General features: G+C 72.7%; 17 protein-coding genes. 5 read left to right on the top strand and 12 right to left on the bottom strand.

The window, feature by feature from the left end:
- The first annotated feature begins 5 nt into the window (after positions 1-5).
- Both ACGFZS_RS42945 and ACGFZS_RS42950 read left to right on the top strand, forming a co-directional pair.
- Positions 6-1,547, top strand: a complete 1,542-nt coding sequence (locus ACGFZS_RS42945) for an alpha/beta hydrolase (RefSeq protein ID WP_393799698.1) — start codon at positions 6-8, stop codon at positions 1,545-1,547.
- A gap of 155 nt (positions 1,548-1,702) precedes the next feature.
- Positions 1,703-3,259: an alpha/beta hydrolase gene (locus tag ACGFZS_RS42950; RefSeq protein WP_393799699.1), complete on the top strand. Its 1,557-nt coding sequence runs from the start codon at positions 1,703-1,705 to the stop codon at positions 3,257-3,259.
- Positions 3,260-3,321: 62 nt separating this feature from the next.
- Here ACGFZS_RS42950 and moeZ read toward each other — a convergent pair whose 3' ends face one another.
- The 12 genes from moeZ to ACGFZS_RS43010 form a co-directional block, all read right to left on the bottom strand.
- Positions 3,322-4,500, bottom strand: a complete 1,179-nt coding sequence (moeZ, locus tag ACGFZS_RS42955; RefSeq protein WP_181805304.1) for an adenylyltransferase/sulfurtransferase MoeZ — start codon at positions 4,498-4,500, stop codon at positions 3,322-3,324.
- A gap of 63 nt (positions 4,501-4,563) precedes the next feature.
- Positions 4,564-5,313 carry a spherulation-specific family 4 protein gene (locus ACGFZS_RS42960; RefSeq protein ID WP_393799700.1) on the bottom strand — a complete coding sequence of 250 codons (750 nt, stop codon included), beginning with the start codon at positions 5,311-5,313 and terminating at the stop codon, positions 4,564-4,566.
- On the bottom strand, positions 5,301-6,260 hold the full coding sequence (locus ACGFZS_RS42965; RefSeq protein ID WP_355715770.1) for an NAD-dependent epimerase/dehydratase family protein: 960 nt from the start codon (positions 6,258-6,260) through the stop codon (positions 5,301-5,303). Before ACGFZS_RS42965 ends, ACGFZS_RS42960 begins: the two co-directional genes overlap by 13 nt.
- 181 nt (positions 6,261-6,441) lie before the next feature.
- Complete coding sequence (locus tag ACGFZS_RS42970) at positions 6,442-7,776, bottom strand: hypothetical protein (RefSeq protein WP_393799701.1); 1,335 nt, start codon at positions 7,774-7,776, stop codon at positions 6,442-6,444.
- Complete coding sequence (locus ACGFZS_RS42975) at positions 7,773-9,509, bottom strand: glycosyltransferase (RefSeq protein ID WP_393799702.1); 1,737 nt, start codon at positions 9,507-9,509, stop codon at positions 7,773-7,775. Before ACGFZS_RS42975 ends, ACGFZS_RS42970 begins: the two co-directional genes overlap by 4 nt.
- A 374-nt stretch (positions 9,510-9,883) precedes the next feature.
- Positions 9,884-11,476, bottom strand: coding sequence for a dipeptide ABC transporter ATP-binding protein (locus tag ACGFZS_RS42980; RefSeq protein WP_393799703.1), 1,593 nt, complete (start codon positions 11,474-11,476; stop codon positions 9,884-9,886).
- Entirely contained in the window at positions 11,473-12,471 is a 999-nt protein-coding gene (locus ACGFZS_RS42985) for an ABC transporter permease (RefSeq protein WP_393799704.1), read from the bottom strand. Before ACGFZS_RS42985 ends, ACGFZS_RS42980 begins: the two co-directional genes overlap by 4 nt.
- Positions 12,468-13,559, bottom strand: coding sequence for an ABC transporter permease (locus tag ACGFZS_RS42990; RefSeq protein ID WP_393799705.1), 1,092 nt, complete (start codon positions 13,557-13,559; stop codon positions 12,468-12,470). The genes ACGFZS_RS42985 and ACGFZS_RS42990 overlap by 4 nt, the downstream gene beginning before the upstream one ends.
- Before the next feature lie 4 nt (positions 13,560-13,563).
- Positions 13,564-15,282: an ABC transporter substrate-binding protein gene (locus ACGFZS_RS42995; protein ID WP_393799706.1), complete on the bottom strand. Its 1,719-nt coding sequence runs from the start codon at positions 15,280-15,282 to the stop codon at positions 13,564-13,566.
- Between the two features lie 166 nt (positions 15,283-15,448).
- The gene (locus tag ACGFZS_RS43000) at positions 15,449-15,541 is read right to left on the bottom strand and encodes an Ms4533A family Cys-rich leader peptide (RefSeq protein ID WP_351321593.1); all 93 of its coding nucleotides are present in this window, start codon (positions 15,539-15,541) and stop codon (positions 15,449-15,451) included.
- A gap of 56 nt (positions 15,542-15,597) precedes the next feature.
- Positions 15,598-17,148, bottom strand: a complete 1,551-nt coding sequence (locus ACGFZS_RS43005) for a DUF3152 domain-containing protein (protein WP_393799707.1) — start codon at positions 17,146-17,148, stop codon at positions 15,598-15,600.
- 6 nt (positions 17,149-17,154) lie between these two features.
- Positions 17,155-18,147, bottom strand: coding sequence for an alpha/beta fold hydrolase (locus tag ACGFZS_RS43010; protein ID WP_393669104.1), 993 nt, complete (start codon positions 18,145-18,147; stop codon positions 17,155-17,157).
- A gap of 199 nt (positions 18,148-18,346) precedes the next feature.
- Here ACGFZS_RS43010 and ACGFZS_RS43015 point away from each other — a divergent pair, with 199 nt between their 5' ends.
- The 3 genes from ACGFZS_RS43015 to ACGFZS_RS43025 all read left to right on the top strand — a co-directional run bounded on the left by ACGFZS_RS43015 (position 18,347) and on the right by ACGFZS_RS43025 (position 19,796).
- Entirely contained in the window at positions 18,347-18,571 is a 225-nt protein-coding gene (locus ACGFZS_RS43015; RefSeq protein ID WP_393799708.1) for a hypothetical protein, read from the top strand.
- Between the two features lie 179 nt (positions 18,572-18,750).
- Positions 18,751-19,395, top strand: coding sequence for a TetR/AcrR family transcriptional regulator (locus tag ACGFZS_RS43020; protein WP_359220058.1), 645 nt, complete (start codon positions 18,751-18,753; stop codon positions 19,393-19,395).
- A gap of 173 nt (positions 19,396-19,568) precedes the next feature.
- Positions 19,569-19,796, top strand: a complete 228-nt coding sequence (locus ACGFZS_RS43025; RefSeq protein WP_046730492.1) for a DUF3107 domain-containing protein — start codon at positions 19,569-19,571, stop codon at positions 19,794-19,796.
- Positions 19,797-19,931: the final 135 nt, after the last annotated feature.

Genomic DNA, 19,931 nt, shown 5'->3' on the forward strand with positions numbered 1-19,931 from the left:
GGATCATGCCGAACCCCTTCCGGATCCGTGTCGCCGCCCTGACCACCGCCCTGGTGCTGTCCTCCGTGCTGACCGGGTGCAGCGACGGTTCCAAGGACGGGGATCTGACGGCGCAGAAGCTGGACTGGAAGGACTGCCCGGCCCCCGACGAGGCCGAGGGCGGCGGCGACACCCCGTCCCCGCTGCCCGGCGGCGGCAACTGGCAGTGCGCCACCATGAGGGCGCCCCTGGACTGGTCGAAACCGAAGGGCGCCACGATCGGTCTCGCGCTGATCCGCGCCAGGGCCAGTGGCGCCGCGGACCAGCGGATCGGCTCCCTGATCTTCAACTTCGGCGGACCCGGCGGCAGCGGTGTCACCACCCTCCCCGCCTTCGGCGAGGACTACGCGGCCCTGCGCACCCGCTACGACCTGGTCAGCTTCGACCCGCGCGGAGTCGGCCGCAGCGACCCCGTGGAGTGCGAGAACGACGCCCAGCTCGACAACTTCTTCCAGCAGGACGGAACGCCCGACACCAGCGCCGAGCGCACCCAGCTCATCAACCGCACCAAGCAGTTCAACGCCGCCTGCGAGAAGAACTCGAAGACGATCCTGCCGCACGTGCGCACCACCGACGCCGCCCGCGACATGGACCTGATGCGCCAGGTGCTCGGTGACAGACAGCTGCACTACTTCGGCATCTCCTACGGCACCGAACTCGGCGGCGTCTACGCCCACCTCTTCCCGAAGAACGTGGGCCGGGCCGTTCTCGACGCCGTCGTCGACCCCACCCAGAACCCGGAGGAGAGCTCGCTCGGGCAGGCCAAGGGCTTCCAGCTCGCGCTCGACAACTTCGCCCAGGACTGCACCTCGAAGACGACCGAGTGCCCGATCGGCGACACCCCGCAGGACGTGAAGGACCGTATCGCAGGGCTCCTCGCGGACCTCGACAAGAAGCCGATCCCCGGCATCCTGCCCCGCATGCTGACCCAGACCGCCGCCACCAACGGCATCGCCCAGTCCCTGTACTCCAAGGACTTCTGGGAGTACCTCACCGAGGGTCTGGAGGAGGCGTACGACGGCGACGGGAAGATCCTGATGCTGCTGTCCGACTCGATGAACGGCCGCAGCCAGAACGGCGAGTACAGCAACATCACGGCGGCGAACATCGCCATCAACTGCGCCGACGAGAAGCCGCGGTACACCGCCGACTACGTCCAGCAGCGCCTGCCCACGTTCCGCGCCGCGTCCCCGCTGTTCGGCGACTATCTCGCCTGGGGCATGGTCAGCTGCACCGACTGGGCGGTGCCGGGCGCGGCCGACCATCCCGACGTCAGTGCGCCCGGCGCGGCGCCGATCCTGGTCGTGGGAAACACCGGGGATCCGGCCACCCCGTACGAGGGGGCGAGGAAGATGGTGGAGGCGCTCGGGAAGGGCGTCGGGGTGGAGCTGACGTACAAGGGGCAGGGGCACGGGGCGTACGACAGCAAGAACAAGTGCGTGCAGGGGGCCGTGAACGGCTACTTGCTGGAGGGGACGGTACCGAAGGCCGGAACGGTCTGCAGCTGACCCCCGGTTGACCACCTCTCGATCCCGAGGCGCCGCAAAACCGCAGGTCAAAAGGTTATCCACAGGCTGCGACGGGCGTCGGCCGCGCCGCCTACTATGACCAGACCGCTTTCCGCGGCGAATGCGCGGAGAGCCTGTGTGGGGGGTGTGCGCGCATGTTGCGATGTGTACGGTGGGCGGCCGCTGTCGCCGCGGGGCTGCTCATGGCCGGGTGCAGCAGCGGGTCGTCGGGTGGGGGCACGGAGGAGGGGAAGGCCTCGTCCGGGCAGCCGTCGGCCGCCACGTCCAGCGCCACGGGCTCGGCCGCACTGCCCTCCTCCCTCACCTCCCAGAAGCTCGACTGGAGCCGCTGCAAGGCCACTTCCGACTCGGCCGCGCCCGGTGACGAGTGGCGGTGCGCGACGCTCAAGGTTCCGTTGGACTGGGCGAAGCCGGACGGGGAGACCATCGGGCTGGCGCTGATCCGGGCGCAGGCGAGCGGCGGTTCGGGCAAGCGGATCGGCTCGCTGCTGTTCAACTTCGGCGGTCCCGGCGGCTCCGGCGTCTCGATGATGCCGTACTACGCGACCACCGTCTCCGCGCTGCGTGAGCGGTACGACCTGGTGAGCTGGGATCCGCGCGGAGTGGGCGCCAGCGAGGGGATCCGCTGCCGCAGCGACAAGGCCATCCAGGCCGCCGAGCCGATCGACGCGACACCGGACACGCCGGCGGAGGAGACGGCGTACTTCCGGGACGCCGCCGACTTCGGCAAGGGCTGCGAGAAGGCCGCCGGGCAGCTGATCGCGCATGTCTCGACGACCGACACGGCCCGCGACATGGACCTGATGCGCCAGGTGCTCGGGGACTCGAAGATGCACTACTTCGGCATCTCCTACGGCACCGAACTGGGCGGTGTGTACGCCCACTTGTTCCCGAAGAACGTGGGGCGGCTGATCCTGGACGCGGTGGTCGACCCGACCGCGGACTCGGTCGGTCACGCGAAGAACCAGGCCCAGGGCTTCCAGCGGGCGCTGGACGACTATCTGAAGTCCACCGGGCAGGACCCGGAGCAGGGTTCGCAGAAGATCGTGGACCTGCTGGCCCGGCTCGACGCGAAGCCGCTGGCGACGTCCTCCGGTCGGAAGTTGACCCAGACGCTCGCGGTCACCGGCATCGTCCTGCCGCTGTACAGCCAGGACAGCTGGCCGACGCTGACCAGCGCGCTCAAGGCGGCCGAGGAGGGCGACGGCTCGGAGCTGCTGTCGCTCGCCGACCAGTACAACGAGCGGGACTCCTCGGGGCACTACGGCACGACCACGCACTCCCAGCGGGTCATATCGTGCCTGGACGACAAGCAGCGGCCGACGCTCGCCCAGACGAAGAAGCTGCTGCCGGAGTTCGAGAAGATCTCGCCCGTCTTCGGGGACTTCCTGGGCTGGGACACGGCCGGCTGGTGCCACGACTGGCCGGTGGCCGGGGAGTACGACACTCCGGAGGTGAGCGCCCCGGGGGCGGCCCCGATCCTGCTGGTCGGCAACACCGGCGACCCGGCGACCCCGTACGAGGGCGCCCGGCGGATGGCGGACGAGCTGGGCAAGGGCGTCGGGGTCGAGCTGACCTGGAAGGGCGAGGGCCACGGGGCGTACGGCAGCGGCAGCGACTGCGTGGACTCGACGGTCGACGCCTATCTGCTCAGCGGCACGGTCCCGAAGGACGGCAAGGTCTGCTCATGACGAGGGCGGGGGCTCCGGGCACCTGTCGTGCCCGGAGCCCCCGCCCTCGGCGGAGCCTGAACTCAGTAGACCGGCTTCGACGGCTCGATCTGGTTGACCCAGCCGATGACGCCGCCGCCGACGTGGACCGCGTCCGCGAAGCCCGCGGACTTCAGGACCGCGAGGACCTCCGCGCTGCGGACACCCGTCTTGCAGTGCAGAACGATCTTCTTGTCCTGCGGCAGGCCCTCCAGGGCGGTGCCGAGGAGGAACTCGTTCTTCGGGATCAGCTTGGCGCCCGGGATGGAGACGATCTCGTACTCGTTCGGCTCGCGGACGTCGATGATCTCGATGTTCTCGCCGTCGTCGATCCACTCCTTGAGCTGCTTGGGAGTGATCGTCGAGCCGGCGGCCGCCTGCTGGGCCTCCTCGGAGACGACGCCGCAGAAGGCCTCGTAGTCGATGAGCTCGGTGACGGTCGGGTTCTCGCCGCAGACCGCGCAGTTCGGGTCCTTGCGGACCTTGACCTGGCGGTACTGCATCTCCAGGGCGTCGTAGATCATCAGGCGGCCGACCAGGGGCTCACCGGTGCCGGTGAGGACCTTGATGGCCTCGGTGACCTGGATGGAGCCGATGGACGCGCACAGCACGCCCAGCACGCCGCCCTCGGCGCAGGAGGGGACCATGCCCGGCGGCGGGGGCTCCGGGTAGAGGCAGCGGTAGCAGGGGCCGTACTCGGACCAGAAGACCGAGGCCTGGCCGTCGAAGCGGTAGATCGAGCCCCAGACGTACGGCTTGTTCAGCAGCACGCACGCGTCATTGACCAGGTAGCGGGTGGCGAAGTTGTCCGTGCCGTCGACGATCAGGTCGTACTGGCTGAAGATGTCCATCACGTTCTCGGCCTCGAGCCGCTCTTCGTGCAGGACCACGTTCACGTACGGGTTGATGCCGAGGACGGAGTCACGGGCGGACTCCGCCTTGGAGCGGCCGATGTCGGCCTGGCTGTGGATGATCTGGCGCTGCAGGTTCGACTCGTCGACCTCGTCGAACTCCACGATGCCGAGGGTGCCGACACCCGCGGCGGCCAGGTACATCAGCGCCGGCGAGCCCAGGCCGCCGGCGCCGACACAGAGCACCTTGGCGTTCTTCAGCCGCTTCTGCCCGTCCATCCCGACGTCCGGGATGATCAGGTGGCGGGAGTACCTGCGGACCTCGTCTACGGTGAGCTCAGAAGCTGGCTCGACCAGGGGTGGCAGCGACACGGAGACTCCGTTGATCGGTCAATCACTACGTTTGTTCTCCCTGTAACACTGCCACGGGCTTCTTCATTCCGAGACACCTGTTCCGATCCGCGAGACGATTTCGTCCCAGTAACCGGGCATGGTCTCCCAGGGGTCGGCTCGGCCGCCGCGGTCCGTGCGGTCGGTGAAGTAGATGGTCGACGCGCCCTGCCAGCGGGCGATGCGCAGCGCCTCGTCGAGGTGGCCGAGGGGCACGCCGTGGACGAAGTGGCAGAAGCGGTCCGGTGGGTAGTCGGCGGTCCACTCGGCGACCTGGGACCAGCGGTAGTCGCCCCAGGGGCCCGCGAAGGTCACCAACTGGTCGGCGTTCTCGGCGTAGCCCGGGTGCGGGTGGGTGCCGTGGCCGAGGACGATGTGGGGATCGTCACCGAGGGTGCGGAGCGCGGCGACCGCCCGGCGGATCCCGGGGAGCGCGGTGCGCTCGGTGGGGCAGCGGTCCAGCAGGAAGCCGTCGACGCGGTACCAGTCGTGGAAGCGCCGGGCGTCGGTGAGCAGGTCGGCCCGGGGGCGGGCGTCGTAGCCGGTGTCCAGGTGGCCGAGGACGCGGATGCCCGCGTTGCGGAGCCGGCCGACCGCCTCCAGGCAGTGCGGGTCGGGGCGGCTGCCGGGGCCGTTCGCCACGTCGAGGACGACCCAGTGCAAGGGCGTGCCGGGGCGGGTGAGTTCGGCCCACTGGGCGGGGGCGAGCAGCGGGTGGGCGTAGCCGGGGATGCCGAAGGCGGTGCGGAAGCCGGTGGTCGCGGGGCCCGTCCGGGTGCTGGTCAGATGCGGCACGCCGCCTCCATCCAGATGTCCGCGAGGGACTCCTCCAGGTTGATGCGGGGCCGCCAGCCGAGCCGGTCGCGGGCGCAGCGCACGTCGGCCTGCTGCCAGCTGCCGCAGCCGTCCGGGTACGGGTACGCGACCGGGGCCGCGTGGTCGGGGTCCAGGCGGGGATGGCCGATGGGGCTGCGCAGCGGTCCCGGGGGGCCGTCGAGTTCGTGCAGGGCGCCGCCGTATCCGGCGACCCGGGCGAGGACGGCGGCGGCGTCGCGGAGCCGGACGGCGCGGCCGGAGCCGATGTTGATGACGCCCTGGGCGGCGGAGAGCGAGGCCGCGTGGACGGCACGGGCGACGTCGCGGACGTCGACGAAGTCGCGCTGGGCGCCCAGGCCGCCGAGTTTGAGTTCGCCGTCACCGGACTGCATGGCGCGGCGCATGGCCTCGGCGAGCCGGCCGAGCGGGGACCCGGCCGGGGTGCCGGGCCCGGCGGGCGAGAAGACGCGCAGGACGACGGCGTCCAGGCCGGAGCCGAGGACCAGTTCGGTGGCGGCGAGCTTGCTGACGCCGTACGGGCCGCCGGGGCGCGGTACGGCGTCCTCGGCCGTGGAGGAGCCGGGCTGGCTCGGGCCGTACTCGGCGCTGCAGCCGACCTGCACCAGGCGGGCGCCGCAGCCGCTGCGGCGCAGGGCCTCGCAGATGGTTGCGACGGCGACGGTGTTGTGCCGGGTGAGTTCGCGGGCGCCGCCGCGGGTGGCGCCGGCGCAGTTCACGATGACGCCCGGGTGGACCGCGTCGAGGAAGCGGGTGAGCGCGCCGGGGCTGCCGGTGGCGAGGTCGAAGCGGACGTCGGCGTCGTCGCCGCGGCCGAGCGCGGTGAGCTGGACGGCCGGGTCGGCGAGCAGCCGGTCGGCGACGAAGCGGCCGAGGTATCCGTTGGCTCCGATCAGCAGAACCCTCATCGTGCGGCTCCCGGGGTGTGCGCTCCGGCGACTCCGGCGGTTCCGGACGCTCCGGGTCCGGGTCGGGAGGTGGTCATCTGGTGGTCTCCTTCTGAGGATGGTGCGGTTGCCTTCGGCGGGATGCCGGGGGTCGGCCGCCGGGACGGCTCGGCGAGGCCTGCGGGGGAAGCGGCGGCTGGGCTCACTCGGCGTCTCCCGTGGGCGCGTGGGCCGAGGCCCGGGTGAGGGTGCGGGCGGCCTGGAGCAGCAGTGCCAGGGCGGCGGCGCCGCAGACGAGCGCCGGGACGCCGCCCGCGCCCCACGCGTCGGTCAGGGCGTCGACGGGGGCCGCGAGGAAGGCGCAGCCGGGCAGTCGGCCGGCCAGGACCAGGGCCACGGCCGCCGCTTGTGCCAGGGCAGCGGCGGCGAGGGCCGGGCCGGGTCCCTGCGGGACGTTGTGCACGGTGAGGAGGCGGGCCAGCAGGAGGAGGGCGCCGAGGGTGAGGGCCTCCGGGTAGCCGGCGGGCTCTCCCAGGGCGGCGCCGCACAGCGCGAGCAGGGCGGTGAGGGCGCCCAGGAAGAGCGCGAACGCGCCGAGCAGCAACGGCTGTACGGCCCCGGTGAACTCCTCCAGGCCCCGGCTGCCCGCGAGCCTGCGGCGGGCGCCGGTGGTGAGCAGGTGGGCGCTCCAGGCCGCCGGGGCGCAGGCCAGGGTGAGGGCGAGGACGGGGGCGCTGGTCACCGGCCAGGGGCCGTGTGCGGCGCCGGTCGGCAGGCCGTCGGGCCCGCCGGCCATGACGGCGCGCAGCAGGCCGTTGCCGAAGAGGGCGTAGGCGAGGAGCCAGCAGGTCCACGCCCGCGGGCCGGTGGCGGTGTGCCGGGCGAGGGTGCGGTCCGGCACGGCCAGGGGGCCGCGGCGCAGCGCCAGGCGGACGGCCAGGGCGACGGCGAGGGCCCCGGCGGCTGCCACCAGGAGGCGTGGCCGGCCCTCGGTGAGCCGTACGCCGGTCACGACGGCCGCGCACACGGCGCCGGGGAGGAGCGTGCGCAGCACCCAGTCGGCGCGTACGCCGGGCGCGGGCGCCGGTTCGGGGCGCGGGCGGGGTTCGCCGTCGCGGGGCACGCGTGCGTAGAGCTCCTCGGCGAGCGAGAAGACGTCACGGTGCCGGAAGCGGGCGGCGGTCCGGTCGGTGACCCCGTGCGCTTCGAGGCCGGCGGCGATCTCCAGCGGGTCGACGGCCCGTTCGCACAGGTCGCGGTGGCGGTGCAGCAGCGCTTTCACGGGGTCGGCGGCGCCTCGGCGGGGGGTGGGCGTACGGCTGCCGACGGGGTGCGGAGCGGTGGCCCGGCTCCGTGCGGAGCCCCCGCCGGCCACCGGCGGCTCGCTCCCCGAGAAGGTGTCCGCCGCACCGCCCTCCTCGGTGCCCGGCAGCCACTCCTCCGACCGCGCGTCCCAGGCGTCCGCCGCGCCGGGCCGTCCGGGCCGGTCCAGCTCGCCCAGGCCGCCGTTGGCCGTGCCGCCTTCGTCGCCGTTCACAGCGCCCCCTCGGGGGCCGCGAGGGGCGTGGCCCGGACCGGGGCGGGGCGGCCCTGGGCGCCCAGGGCCCAGCCGGGCCCGCCCCGGCTCACCACGCGGGCGGTGGGACCGGTCCAGCGGCCGGGGACATGGGCCTCGGCCGGGACGCCGAACGGCAGGGGCTCGCCGGTCGCGTCGAGGACGACCCGGCGCACCGGGCAGTGCGAGACGATCTCCAGGTAAATGCCGTGAAATGCCGCGATGTTCTGCTCGACGGTGAACAGTTCGAGCGCCCTGGCCCGCGCGGCGGCCCCGAGGCGCTCACGGCGCTCGGGGTCGCGCAGCAGCGCCACGCACGCCTCGGCGAGCGCCCGCGGATTGCGCGGGGGTACGACGAGCCCGGTGCCGCCGATGGCCTCCACCACGGCGCCGACGTCCGTGGAGACGGTCGCGCGGCCGCAGAACATCGCCTCCACCAGTCCGACCGGGAACCCCTCGACGACGCTGGAGAGGACGACGACCGTGCCGGACGCGTAGGCGTCGGCGAGGGTCGGCGCCTCCGGGCCGCCGATCTCCTCGAAGGCGACCGGGTTGTCGCCGACGGCGTGCACGCCCTCGGCCTCGTCCGGGAAGAGCTGTGCGGCGAGCGCCCTGCAGTGGCCCAGGTAGGCCTCGCCCTCCGCGCCGGCCGGGGCACCCACCACCCGCAGCCGCGCCTTGGGTTCCTCCCTGCGGACCTCCGCGAAGGCGTGCAGCAGCGACACCAGGTCCTTGGACGGCTCGATCCGGCCGACCCACACGAGGGTGTCCGGGTCGGCGCGGTCCGGGGCCTCGCCCACCTCGGTGAAGCGGGAGGCCTCCATGCCGGGGTGGACGGTACGGATGCGGGCGCGGTCGGCCCCGCAGCGCTCCTGCCAGCGTCGGGCGTGCGCGTTGCCCGGGGTGATGATCGCTGCGCGGCCGTAGACCTCGGTGGCGAGCCGGCCGTGGAAGGCGGCGAGCAGGGCGCGTACGGCCGGGGTGGCCGCGTCCGGGCCGGAGGCGAGGTAGTGCGAGCGCAGCTGCACGCCGTACTCGGTGACCAGCAGCGGTACGTCGGAGAAGTGCGCGGCGAGCAGGCCGGGCAGGGCCGCCGGGCCGCCCGCGGTGGCGTGGCAGAGGTCGGTGGCGCCGAGGCCGTCGTCGCCGTACCAGTCGAGGGAGAGGGGGCGCAGGGCGCGTTCGAGGTGGGCGGCGACGGCGAGCAGATCGGGCACGCGCGCCTCGCGCGCCGTACCGAGTGCGCCGGGTGCGCGACAGGCGCGCTCCAGCGTGCGCACGGCGGTGTCCGAGCGGAGTGCGCCGACCAGTCCGCCCTCGTCGCGGGCGAGTTCGGCGAGCCCGTAGAGCGCGCTGCCGAAACGGTCCGCCAGATGGCCGGGGACCGCGCCGGGGCCGTCCGTACCGCCGGGGCTGTCCGTACCGCCTGGACCCTCCGCGCCGCCCGCGCCGTCCGTGCCCGGTCCGGCGCACAGCACCCCGGCCAGCTCCGCGTAGCTCTCGACGAAGCGCCGGCGTGCGCGCCGCCCGTACGCGACCCCGTCCTCCTCTGCGGTCCACAGGGGAGCCGTACGCACCCGGCTGACGTGCGGTGGCAGCTCCAGCCAGCCCTCGTCCTCCTGGCGCCTGCTGCGGCTGAGCGCGTAGACGTCGAACTGGTGCTGCCCGAGCCCGCGCACGAGCCGGTCGCACCAGAGCCTGGCGTCACCGCTCACATACGGATAACCACCCTCCGTAAGCAGTCCGATGCGCACGTGTGCACCCCCGATCGATCTCCCGTATGGGGAGCCGCCGTTGCTCCGGCGGCTCGCAGCGGGACGAACGTATGCGGACAAGGCGGTGGGGGGGGGGGGGGGGGGGGGGGGGGGCCCGCCCCCGGGGGGGGGGGGGGGGGGGGGGCGGCCGGGGGGGGGGGGGGGGGGGGGGGGGGGGGGCCCCCCGGGGGGGCCCCCGGGGGGGGGGGGGGGGGGGGCCCCCCCCCCCCCCCACCAAAAGGGGTGAACGGTCGTAACTTTCGCGTGCGGGTGGCGTTCGGTCGCGCTAGGCGATCGGACGGCGGCGGAACGTCACGCCCGGAACTGCAGGAACGTCACGCCGTCACCGGCTCCCGCCGGGCCGCGCGCCGCCGGGCCGCCGCCTCGGGGTCGAGCGCGGGTACGGCGGCCAGGAGTTGCCGGGTGTACGGGTCCTGGGCGTGGTCGTAGACCTCGTCGGCGGGCCCGCTCTCCACGATCCGCCCGCGGCGCATGACCGCGACCCGGTCGCTGACCTGCCGTACGACGGCGAGGTCGTGGGCGACGAAGACGAGCGCGAGGCCGAGTTCCCGCTGGAGTTCGCCGAGCAGGGCGACGACCTGGGCCTGGGTGGTGACGTCCAGCGCGGAGACCGGCTCGTCGCAGACGATGACGCGCGGGTCGGCCGCGAGCGCCCGCGCGATGCCCACGCGCTGGCGCTGACCGCCGCTGAACTCGTGCGGATAGCGGTCGTAGTGCGCCCCTTCGAGCCCCACGCGCTCCAGCAGTTCGGTCACGCGCTCCCGGATGCGCCCCTCGTCGTGTTCGCCGCGCGCCCGCAGCGGGTCGGCGATCGACTCGCCCACGCTGCGCCGGGGGTTGAGGGAGGACACCGGATCCTGGAAGACCATCTGGACGGCCGGGTTCACGCCCACGCGCGCGTGCCCGTCGTACCGGACCTCCCCCGCCGTCGGCTCCAGCAGCCCGACCAGCATCCGGCCGAGCGTGGTCTTGCCGCTGCCGCTCTCGCCGACGACGCCGAGGGTCTCGCCCCGGCGGACGGTCAGCGACACGTCGTCCACGGCCGTGACCGCCCGCTTGCCGCGGCCGAACTCGCGCCGCAGACCGGTCGCCTCCAGGACGACCTCGTCGGAGGCCGCCGAGGGCGCGCGGACGGCGTCCACGCGCGGGACGGCGGAGAGCAGTTCGCGGGTGTACGGCTGTGCGGGCGCCCCGAGCACGGCGGTGACCGGCCCCTGCTCGACCACCCGCCCGTGCCGCATGACGAGCACCTGGTCGACGCTCTCGGCGGCGACGCCCACGTCGTGCGTGACGAGCAGCAGGCCCATGCCGGTCTCCTCGCGCAGGGTGTGCAGCAGGTCGAGGATCTGGGCCTGGACGGTCACGTCGAGGGCGGTGGTGGGCTCGTCGGCGATCAGCAGGTCGGGTTCGCAGGAGAGCGCCATGGCGATCAGCGCGCGCTGCCGCATGCCGCCGCTGAACTCGTGCGGGCGGGACCGGGACCGGCGCGCCGCGTCCGGGATGCCGACCCGGTCCAGGACCTCCACGGCACGCGCGCGTGCCGCTCGCCGTGACACGCGCGTGTGCACACGGTGGACCTCGGCGATCTGGTCGCCGATCGCGTAGTACGGGTCGAGGGAGGACAGCGGGTCCTGGAAGACCATCGCCGCCTTCGCGCCGCGCAGCCGCCGCAGTTCGTCGTCGGAGGCCTGCTGGACGTCGACGCCGGCGACCTCGACGGAACCGCCGACCCGCGCGCCCGTGCCGTGGTGCAGGCCCAGCAGGGCCGAGGCGACCGTGGACTTGCCGGAGCCGGACTCGCCGACCAGGGCGAGGGCGGCGCCCCGCTCCAGCTGGAAGGAGAGCCCGTCCACGGCCCGCAGGTCGCCGAACTCGACGGTCAGATCAGTGACTCGGACGAGACTCACGTCAGTACCACCCGTCGGTCGGCCACCGCGTACAGCACGTCCGCGAGGGCGTTGGCGAGGACCACGAAGAAGCCGATGACCAGGACCATGCCGACCACGACGGGCAGGTCGACCACGGTCACGGCGTGGACGAGTTCCTGGCCGATGCCGGGGAGGCCGAAGAGGGTCTCGATGAGGACCGCGCCGCCCACGGCGCTGCCGAAGTCGTTGGCGTTCAGGGCGATGATCGGCGCCAGCGCCCCGCGCAGCGCGTGCCGGCCGACGATCGACCGTTCGCCGACGCCGTAGGCCCGGAAGGTGCGGATGTGGTCCTCGGCGAGCGTCTCCAGCATCGACGCCCGGGTCAGCCGGGCGAAGTAGGCCGCCTCGGCGATCGCGAGGGTGAGCCAGGGCAGCAGCAGGTTCCATGCCCACTGCTCGGGGTCGTCCGAGAAGGAGACGTACTCCGGGAACGGCAGCAGCTCCAGCTGCCCGCAGACCACGATCATCAGGACGAGGCCGATGACGAAGACCGGCGTGGCGATGCCGGCCAGGGTGAGGCCGGTCAGCGCGCGTTCGGTGAACCGGCCGCGCCGCCAGGCGGAGAGGATGCCGGTGCCGACGCCCAGCAGCAGCCAGAGCACCATGGCGCCGATCACCAGCGACAGGCTGACCGGCAGCTTGTTCAGGATGATCTGGGTGACCTGCTGGTCGCTCTGGTACGAGAGCCCGAGGCAGGGCGCCGGGCAGTGCGCGACGGAGGTGCCGGTCGAGTAGTCCTGGCCGGCGACGATGCCCACCAGGAAGTGCCAGTACCGCAGGTACAGCGGGTCGTCGAGGCGGAGTTGCTGGGTGACCTGGTGCACCTGTTCCGGCGAGCAGCGCGGGCCGCAGGTGATCTGGGCGACGTTGCCGGGGGTGACGTAGAAGACGACGTACACGATCACCGAGATGGCGAGCAGGGTGATCAGGGCGCCGACCGCGCGGCGCACGGCGAATCCGGCGAAGCCGCTCATGACCGCGCCTCCTTCGCGACGGTGGTCCCCGCCGTCTCCGGCGCGGTGTCCGCCTTCGCTGTCTCTGTCGCGGCGTCCGCCTTCGTCGTCTCTGTCACCGCGTCCGCCTTCGCCTCCTGCTTGCGGCCCGTGCCGACGCGCAGCCGGGAGGCCGAGCGCGGGTCGAGGGCGGTGCGGACGCCGTCGCCGAGCACGGTGAGGGCGAGCACGGTCACGAACAGGGCGCCGGCGGGCAGCAGCAGGTACTGCGGGGCGGCCTGGTACCAGATGTTGGCGGAGGTGAGCATCTGTCCCCAGGACGGGGTCGGGGGCTTCACTCCGACGCCGAGGAAGGACAGCGAGGCCTCGATGGAGATGTTGGCCGGCACCATGAGCGCGGCGTAGGTGATGACGGGCGCGGCGAGGCCGGGCAGCAATTCCCGGCGGGCGATCCGCCAGGTGCTCCAGCCGCTGAGCCGGGCGGCGGCCACGTAGTCGAGATTCTTGAGGGAGAGCGTCGCGGCGCGCGCGATCTTCCCGATGGTGCCCCAGGCGACGAAGCCGATGATGAGGGAGACCAGGACCGGCCTCGGGAAGCTGCTGGGCACGACGGCCAGCAGCGCCAGCGCCATGATGATCAGCGGCATGGCCACGATGATGTCGGTGATCCTGCTCAACAGTTGATCAACCCATCGATTGCCGAGCGCGGCCGTGACACCCACGACGACACCGAGGACGACCTGCACGGTGGTCGCCGCCAGCGCGACGCCCAGGGAGACCCGGGCGCCGTAGACCAGCCGCGCGAACAGGTCCCGGCCGGTCTGCGGTTCGACGCCGAGCCAGTGGTCGCCGCTGATGCCGCCCAGGGAGCCGATGGGCACGCCGCCGCGCGCCGAGTCCACCAGACCGGGGTGGTACGTGGTCGGGTCCTGGCCCTCCAGCGCGGTGAGCAGCGGCGCCGCGAGCGCGACCAGGACGAGCAGCGCGACGACGGCCGCCGCGACGAGGGCGGCGCGCTGCGTGCGCAGCCGCTGCCAGAAACGACGAGCCCCCGAAGCCCCCGAGGCGGCTGCCTCGGGGGCCTGGGAGGCGACAAGTGCCTCGCTCACGGCGCTACTTCACCGCGACCTGGGAGATGTCCAGGACGCCGGTCCAGTCGCTGATCACGACGTTCCTGATGTCCTTGCCGACCAGTCGCTTGTAGACGGGGTGGAACAGCGGCACGGTCAGCGCCTGCGCGCCGATCTTCTGGTCCAGCGCGCCCCACCGCTTGGCGGCCGCGTCAAGATCGGTCAACTTGTTGATCGCGTCAATCTCGGCATTGACCGATGCATCGTTGAGCTGGGCCGAGTTGAAGTTCGCGCCGTCCTTGACGATCTGCCGGCCGTCGAAGATCGGGGCGAGGAAGGGACCGCCGGAGGGCCAGTCGGCACCCCACGCGGAGAGGAAGAAGCCCGGCTCGGTCTTCACGCTGCGGACCGTGTCCGAGTAGTTGTTGTCCTCCAGGCCCTGGAGCTTGACCGTGATGCCGGCCTTCTTCAGCGCGTCCTGGATCGCGGTCGCGATCTCGGGGCTGGTCTTGAAGTTCTGGGCGTTGTCGTGGGTCAGCGTGACCGTGAGCCCGTTCGGGTAGCCCGCCTCCTTCAGCAGCTCCTTGGCCTTGGCCGCGTTGCCGGTGGCCCCGGCCGGGAAGAGGTCGTACGGCGTGTAGCCGAAGGACTTCTGGTTCGGCAGGAAGGTGGTGGCGGCCTCGGCGAGCGCGCTGCCGCCCGCCGCGTTGACCACGGACGACCGGTCGACGGCGTACGAGATCGCCTGCCGCACCTTCGGGTTGTCGAACGGCTTGACCTTCGGGTTGAACGCTATGTAGTTCGTGTAGCCGAAGTGGCCCGTGCCGACGCGCGAGGCGAGTTCCTTGTCGCCGGTGACCTTGGCGAGCTCGGCCGGACCGAGGTTGGTGTCCGTCGTCACGGCCGCCGCGTCCGTGCCCTGGGACGCCGACAGCCGCTGGTTGATCACGGCGGAGTCGAGCCCGGACTTCACGTCGATCCTGTCCGGGTAGGCCTTGCGCTGGTCGTCGACGGCGGCGGACCAGTACGTGTTCCGCTCCAGCACCAGGTGCTCACCGTCGTTCTCGTTCTTCACGACCTTGTACGGGCCGGACGAGATCGGGTGCTCCTCGTACTTCGTGCCGGTGTCCTTGGCCTTCGGGACGGGCGTGAACTGCGTCTGGGTGGCCAGGTACGGGAACTCGCCCTCGGGCTTGTTCAGGTGGAAGACGATCGTGCGGTCGTCCGGCGTCTCGATCGCCGAGAGCCCCTTCTTGTCCTTGTACGGCCCCTGGTAGTCGGCCGCCCCGACCAGCCAGTCCCGCAGGTAGGGCGCGCCGCCGGAGAGCTCGGGGGCGAAGGAGCGCTCGATGCCGTACTTGATGTCGGCGGACGTGATCGCGGTCCCGTCCTCGTACTTCAGGCCCTTCTTCAGCGTGTACGTCCACACGGTCGCGTTCTTGCTGGGGCGGCCGGTGTCGGTGGCCAGGTCGGGGACGACCTTGGTGCCGGCGGCGCCGTCCGCGCGGTTGCGGGTGGTGAGCGTACGGAAGACCAGGGAGGGCACATTGCCGCCGCCGGAGGTGTACAGGCGGGCCGGGTCGAAGTCCGACTGGGGGTCGGAGTTCAGGACGCTGAGCGTGCCGCCCTTGTGCGGCGCGGAGTCGCCACCGGAGCCGTTGGCATCGTTGTCCTTCGGCCCGCAGGCGGCGGCGCCCGCCGCCACGACCAGGGCGAGCGAAACGTACGCCGCGCGGGCGCTGTTCACGGACGGTTGACGCATCGGAATGACGACCTCTCGGAAGGCTCGTCTCGACAAGCGAGACAGATTGACGAGGAGTGAGACGAAAGTGAACAGACGTCTGCCCGGGCGTCAGGTCGCCGAAAGAGCCGTGACCCAGGTCACGGCGGTACAGAGGGATCGCGACGCGAACGCCGAAAGGCGGGCGTCAGCGACAGTGAATGTCGGCCACGCAGAGCGCGGTCACGCCGATGAGCGCCAGCTCGATGGCGGCGCGCGCGGAGGCGTGAAGGGACGACATGCCCAGAAATATGTACGAACTTTCTGCGCATGTCAATGTGATGTATGAGCCACCTGTCAACCCTTGGGATAGGGCCAGGAGTTGGGCAGACAGTGGATTCCGTCGTGGTCGAGGAACTTCGTCTGCTGCTGCATGACCGGCGCGAGCTCGCCGTCCTTGTCGCAGGTCACATGGCCGTAGCCGAGCCGGTGGCCGACCTCGTGGTTGATCAGCATCTGCCGGTAGGCGTGGATCTTGTCCCCGTACGTCTTGCTGCCCTGCGCCCACCGGTACGCGTTGATCATGACGCGTTCGGTGGACGCCGAGTCACAGGACACGTTGTCCTCGGTCGTGTCGAGACCGGACTTGGCGCACCACTTGGCGGTGGTCCCGGGGCTGGCGAGCGTGATCACGAAGTCGGGCTTGCCGGAGGAGACGCGCTCGAAGGTGCGGGCGCCGTCGTGGGCCCAGCTGCGGTCGTCGTTCAGCGTCTTCTGCACGGCCTGGGCGAACAGTTCCCCGTCCAGCCCGAGACCCTGCTCCACGTCGACGCGGTAGGTGTATTTCCGCCCCTTGCCGGGTGCCTTGGCGGACCCGGGCACGGTGTCGAACTTCCCGGACCCGGCCAGCTTGGCGCTGAGCGGGTACTTCGTGTCCATCGCCTGCTCGTACGACAGCGTCGCGACCCTCGGCGAGGCGGACGCGGAGGCGGACGGCGTCGTACGGCTGTTGCCACGCGAGGCGGGGCCGTCGGTGGCCCGGGTGTCGCCGGCGGCCGACTGCGACCGCGTGGCACCACCGTCGCGGCCGTCGGCCACCTGCCCGGCGACGATCACCGCGAGCACCGTGGTGACGGCGGCGGCCGCGACGCCGGTGAAGGCCCGCCCCTTGCCGCCCTTGGGCTGCGCCGGTACGCCGACGGCCGGGGTGCCGCCGTCGCCGCCATCGTCATCGCCGCTGTCCGACGGGAGCGCGGAGGTCCGCGGGTCCGGGACCGGCGGATACGTTTCCGTGCGCTGGGCGCCGATGCCGGGGCGGCGCGCGAAGACGTCGACGTCCTCGTCGAAGGCGTCGACGTAGTCCTGCCGGGGCGCGCCGGGCGCACCCTGCCGCTGCCGCGGTATCGACACCCCGGCCGGCCCGGCACCGGCGGCCGGTCCGCCCACCTCACCCCAGCCACCACCCGCCTCACGCTGCTGCGGATGACCGCCACGCACCCGGGGAACACCCTGCGCGGGGGTCCCGTCCGCGAACCGCGGAACACCGTGGGCGGGCGTACCGTCCGCGAAACGAGGGACGCCGCGGGCGGGCGTACCGTCGGCAAAGCGCGGCACCCCCCGCGCGGGCGTGCCGTCGGGCAGGCGCGGCACCCCCTGGGCGGGCGTGCCGTCGGCCGTCCGAGGGATCCCGTGGGCCGGCGTGCCGTCCGCGAACCGGGGCGTCCCGCGCACCGGTGTTCCGTCGGGCAGGCGCGGCACGCCCCGCGCGGGCGTGCCGTCGGCCGGGCGGGGCACTGTCGTCCCCGGAGTGCCGGGTTCCCCGTTCGGCGGGGGCTTCCTGCGGCCCTGGCGCGCTATGTCCGCGTCGTCACCTTTGGGTGCCGGGCCGCGGCGGCTGTGGCGTCCCACGCGCTCTCAGCCCCCCGCACCCGACGCGGCCCGTTCGCCGCCCAAGTCGTCGGCGTCGGCGAGGAGTTCGCAGAACGCCCCGGCCACCGCCCCCGGGTACTCCATCATCGCCACGTGCCCGGCGTCCGGCATGGACAGCAGCCGGGAGCGGCGGAAGCTGCGCGCGGCCTTCTGGGCCATGCGGTAGCCGACGAGCTGGTCGCGGCCGCCGTAGATCAGCAGGGTGGGGGCGAGGACCCGCTCGGCCTGGCGCCAGAGCCCGTGCTGGCCGCCCAGCGTGTACGCGTTCACGATGCCGCGCGCGGACCGCGCCATCGCGTCCCAGAAGTACGGCAGCCGCAGCCGCCGCTCCAGCTCCTCCACCGCGTGCTCGAACGCCTCGGGCGTGACCCGGCCGGGATCGCCGTAGCAGAGGCCCAGGACGCCCCGTACGCGCTGCTCCGCGGTCCACTTGCCGGTCGTGCGGGTGAGCAGTCCGGCGACGCCGGGCAGGCCCAGCAGCACCGTCGGCACGGCCGTGCGCTGCACGCGCAGCTCGGGCAGGGCCGGCGAGACGAGCGTGAGGGTGCGGACGAGGTCGGGGCGGACGGCGGCGACGCGGGTGGCGACCGCGCCGCCCAGCGAGTTGCCGAAGAGGTGGACCGGACCGCGGCCGGTCGTGTCGAGATAGCGGATGACCGCGCGCGCGTGCCCGGTGACCGAGTAGTCGCCGTCGTCCGGCGGCGGCGAGTCGCCGAAGCCGGGCAGGTCGACCGCCTCGCCGTCCACGACGCCTTCGAGCCGCTCCATCAGCTCCGACCAGTTCTGCGAGGAGCCGCCGAGCCCGTGGATGAACAGCGCGGGCGGCAGTCCCTCGCGCGCGGGCGGGCGCGAACGGATCGTGAGAGTGACGCCGGGCAGCCCCACCGACCGCAGCCGCTCGCCCTCCGCGACCCTGACGGCCGCCGCCTTCGGGAGCACGCTGGTGGGCGGCACGGATGGCAGCTCGGTCGAAGACATGGGCCAATGTTACGAGACGATCACACAGTGGTTCGTGTGTTCGCCATCACAGATTCGCCCGGGCGAGCCGTCCGCGGGCCCGGGCACCCGGCCGCGGATGGCATAGCGTCCGCATCCGCTGTCTCCTACGCTCGTAATCAGGGCACCCGTTTGTGGCCCCCTGCTTCCGGCAGGGACGTTCGAAGGAAGGGAGCCCACGATGGCCTATGACCCCACCGACCCCGACGTGCTCGACGATCTGGAGGCGGAGGACGCCCCGGAGATCGACGTCGAGGCCCCGGAGGGCGACACAGCCGAGCAGCACACGGACATCGCACCGTCCCACGACGACCCGCTCACCGGAGTGGACGCGGACCGCGCGAACGAGGCCGATCTGATCGAACAGGCACGCGTCGTCTCCCTGGACGAGGACGACTATCGCTGACCGGTAGCGGCCGCCGACGGGCCCACCTGGGCTGTCCGTATTTCCCGGTGCTTTCCCTGTGCGGCTTTCGCGGCCGTCCGGTACGTGAAATTCTGCGCTCGCACCGCGCACAACACGGTTACCGAAAAGTACGATGGCCGCGCGGAGCGATCCGCATGTGGACGACTTTGGGAGGCGGCGTGACAGCCATCGAGCAGACAGAGGCGGCGCGCCCGCGGGGCACCCGCCTGCCGCGCCGTGCCCGACGGAACCAGCTGCTGGGCGCCGCCCAGGAAGTTTTTGTCGCGCAGGGATACCACGCGGCCGCGATGGACGACATCGCCGAGCGCGCCGGGGTCAGCAAGCCGGTGCTCTACCAGCACTTCCCGGGCAAGCTCGACCTCTACCTGGCCCTGCTGGACCAGCACTGCGAGGCCCTGATCCAGGCGGTGCGCGGCGCGCTCGCGTCGACGACGGACAACAAGCAGCGCGTGTGGGCGACCATGGACGCGTATTTCGCGTACGTCGAGGACGACGGCGGCGCCTTCCGTCTCGTCTTCGAGTCCGACCTGACGAACGAGCCCGCCGTGCGCGAGCGGGTCGACAAGGTCACCACCGAGTGCGCGGAGGCGATCTGCGAAGTGATCGCCGAGGACACCGGCCTGCCGCGCGCGGAGTCGATGCTGCTGGCATCCGGCCTCGGCGGCCTCGCCCAGGTGGTGGCGCGCTCCTGGCTGCACAGCGACCGCACCGTGCCGCGCGACCAGGCGGTACAGCTGCTGACCTCGCTGGCCTGGCGGGGCATCGCCGGTTTCCCGCTGCACGGGATCGACGGCCACCACTGACGTCCGTCCCCTGGCGTCCGCCGCCGTGCGCCGCACTCCGCGCGGCGCATTCCCGTCCGCTGTTCGCTCTTGGCGTGCAGGCGCGCAGCGTGTACGTCCCCTCACCGGGCTAATGTGTGCAGCGTACGGCGCGGAAGGCCGCGCACTTCACTGACCGTCGGAGGGACATAGCCGTGGAGGTCAAGATCGGCGTGCAGCACGCGCCCCGCGAGATCGTGCTGGAGAGCGGTCTGAACGCCGAGGAGGTCGAGCGCCTCGTCGCCGACGCGCTGGCCGGCAAGTCGCAGGTGCTGTCCCTGGAGGACGAGCGCGGCCGTAAGGTCCTGGTCCCGACGGACCGCCTGGCGTACATCGAGCTCGGTGAGCCGACCGTGCGCAAGGTCGGCTTCAGCGCGGTCTGACCACAGCAGCGCGGAGGGGGGGGGGGGGGGGGGGGGGGGGCCGGCGCCGCGGCGCGGGGGGGGGGCGCGGCCGGCCGGGTTACCCCCCGAGGGGGGCCGCGGTGTGGGGCCCCCCCCACAAGGGGCGCACGGCGC

Origin of the sequence: Streptomyces sp. NPDC048288, assembly GCF_043201555.1 — a bacterium.
Lineage (GTDB): Bacteria > Actinomycetota > Actinomycetes > Streptomycetales > Streptomycetaceae > Streptomyces.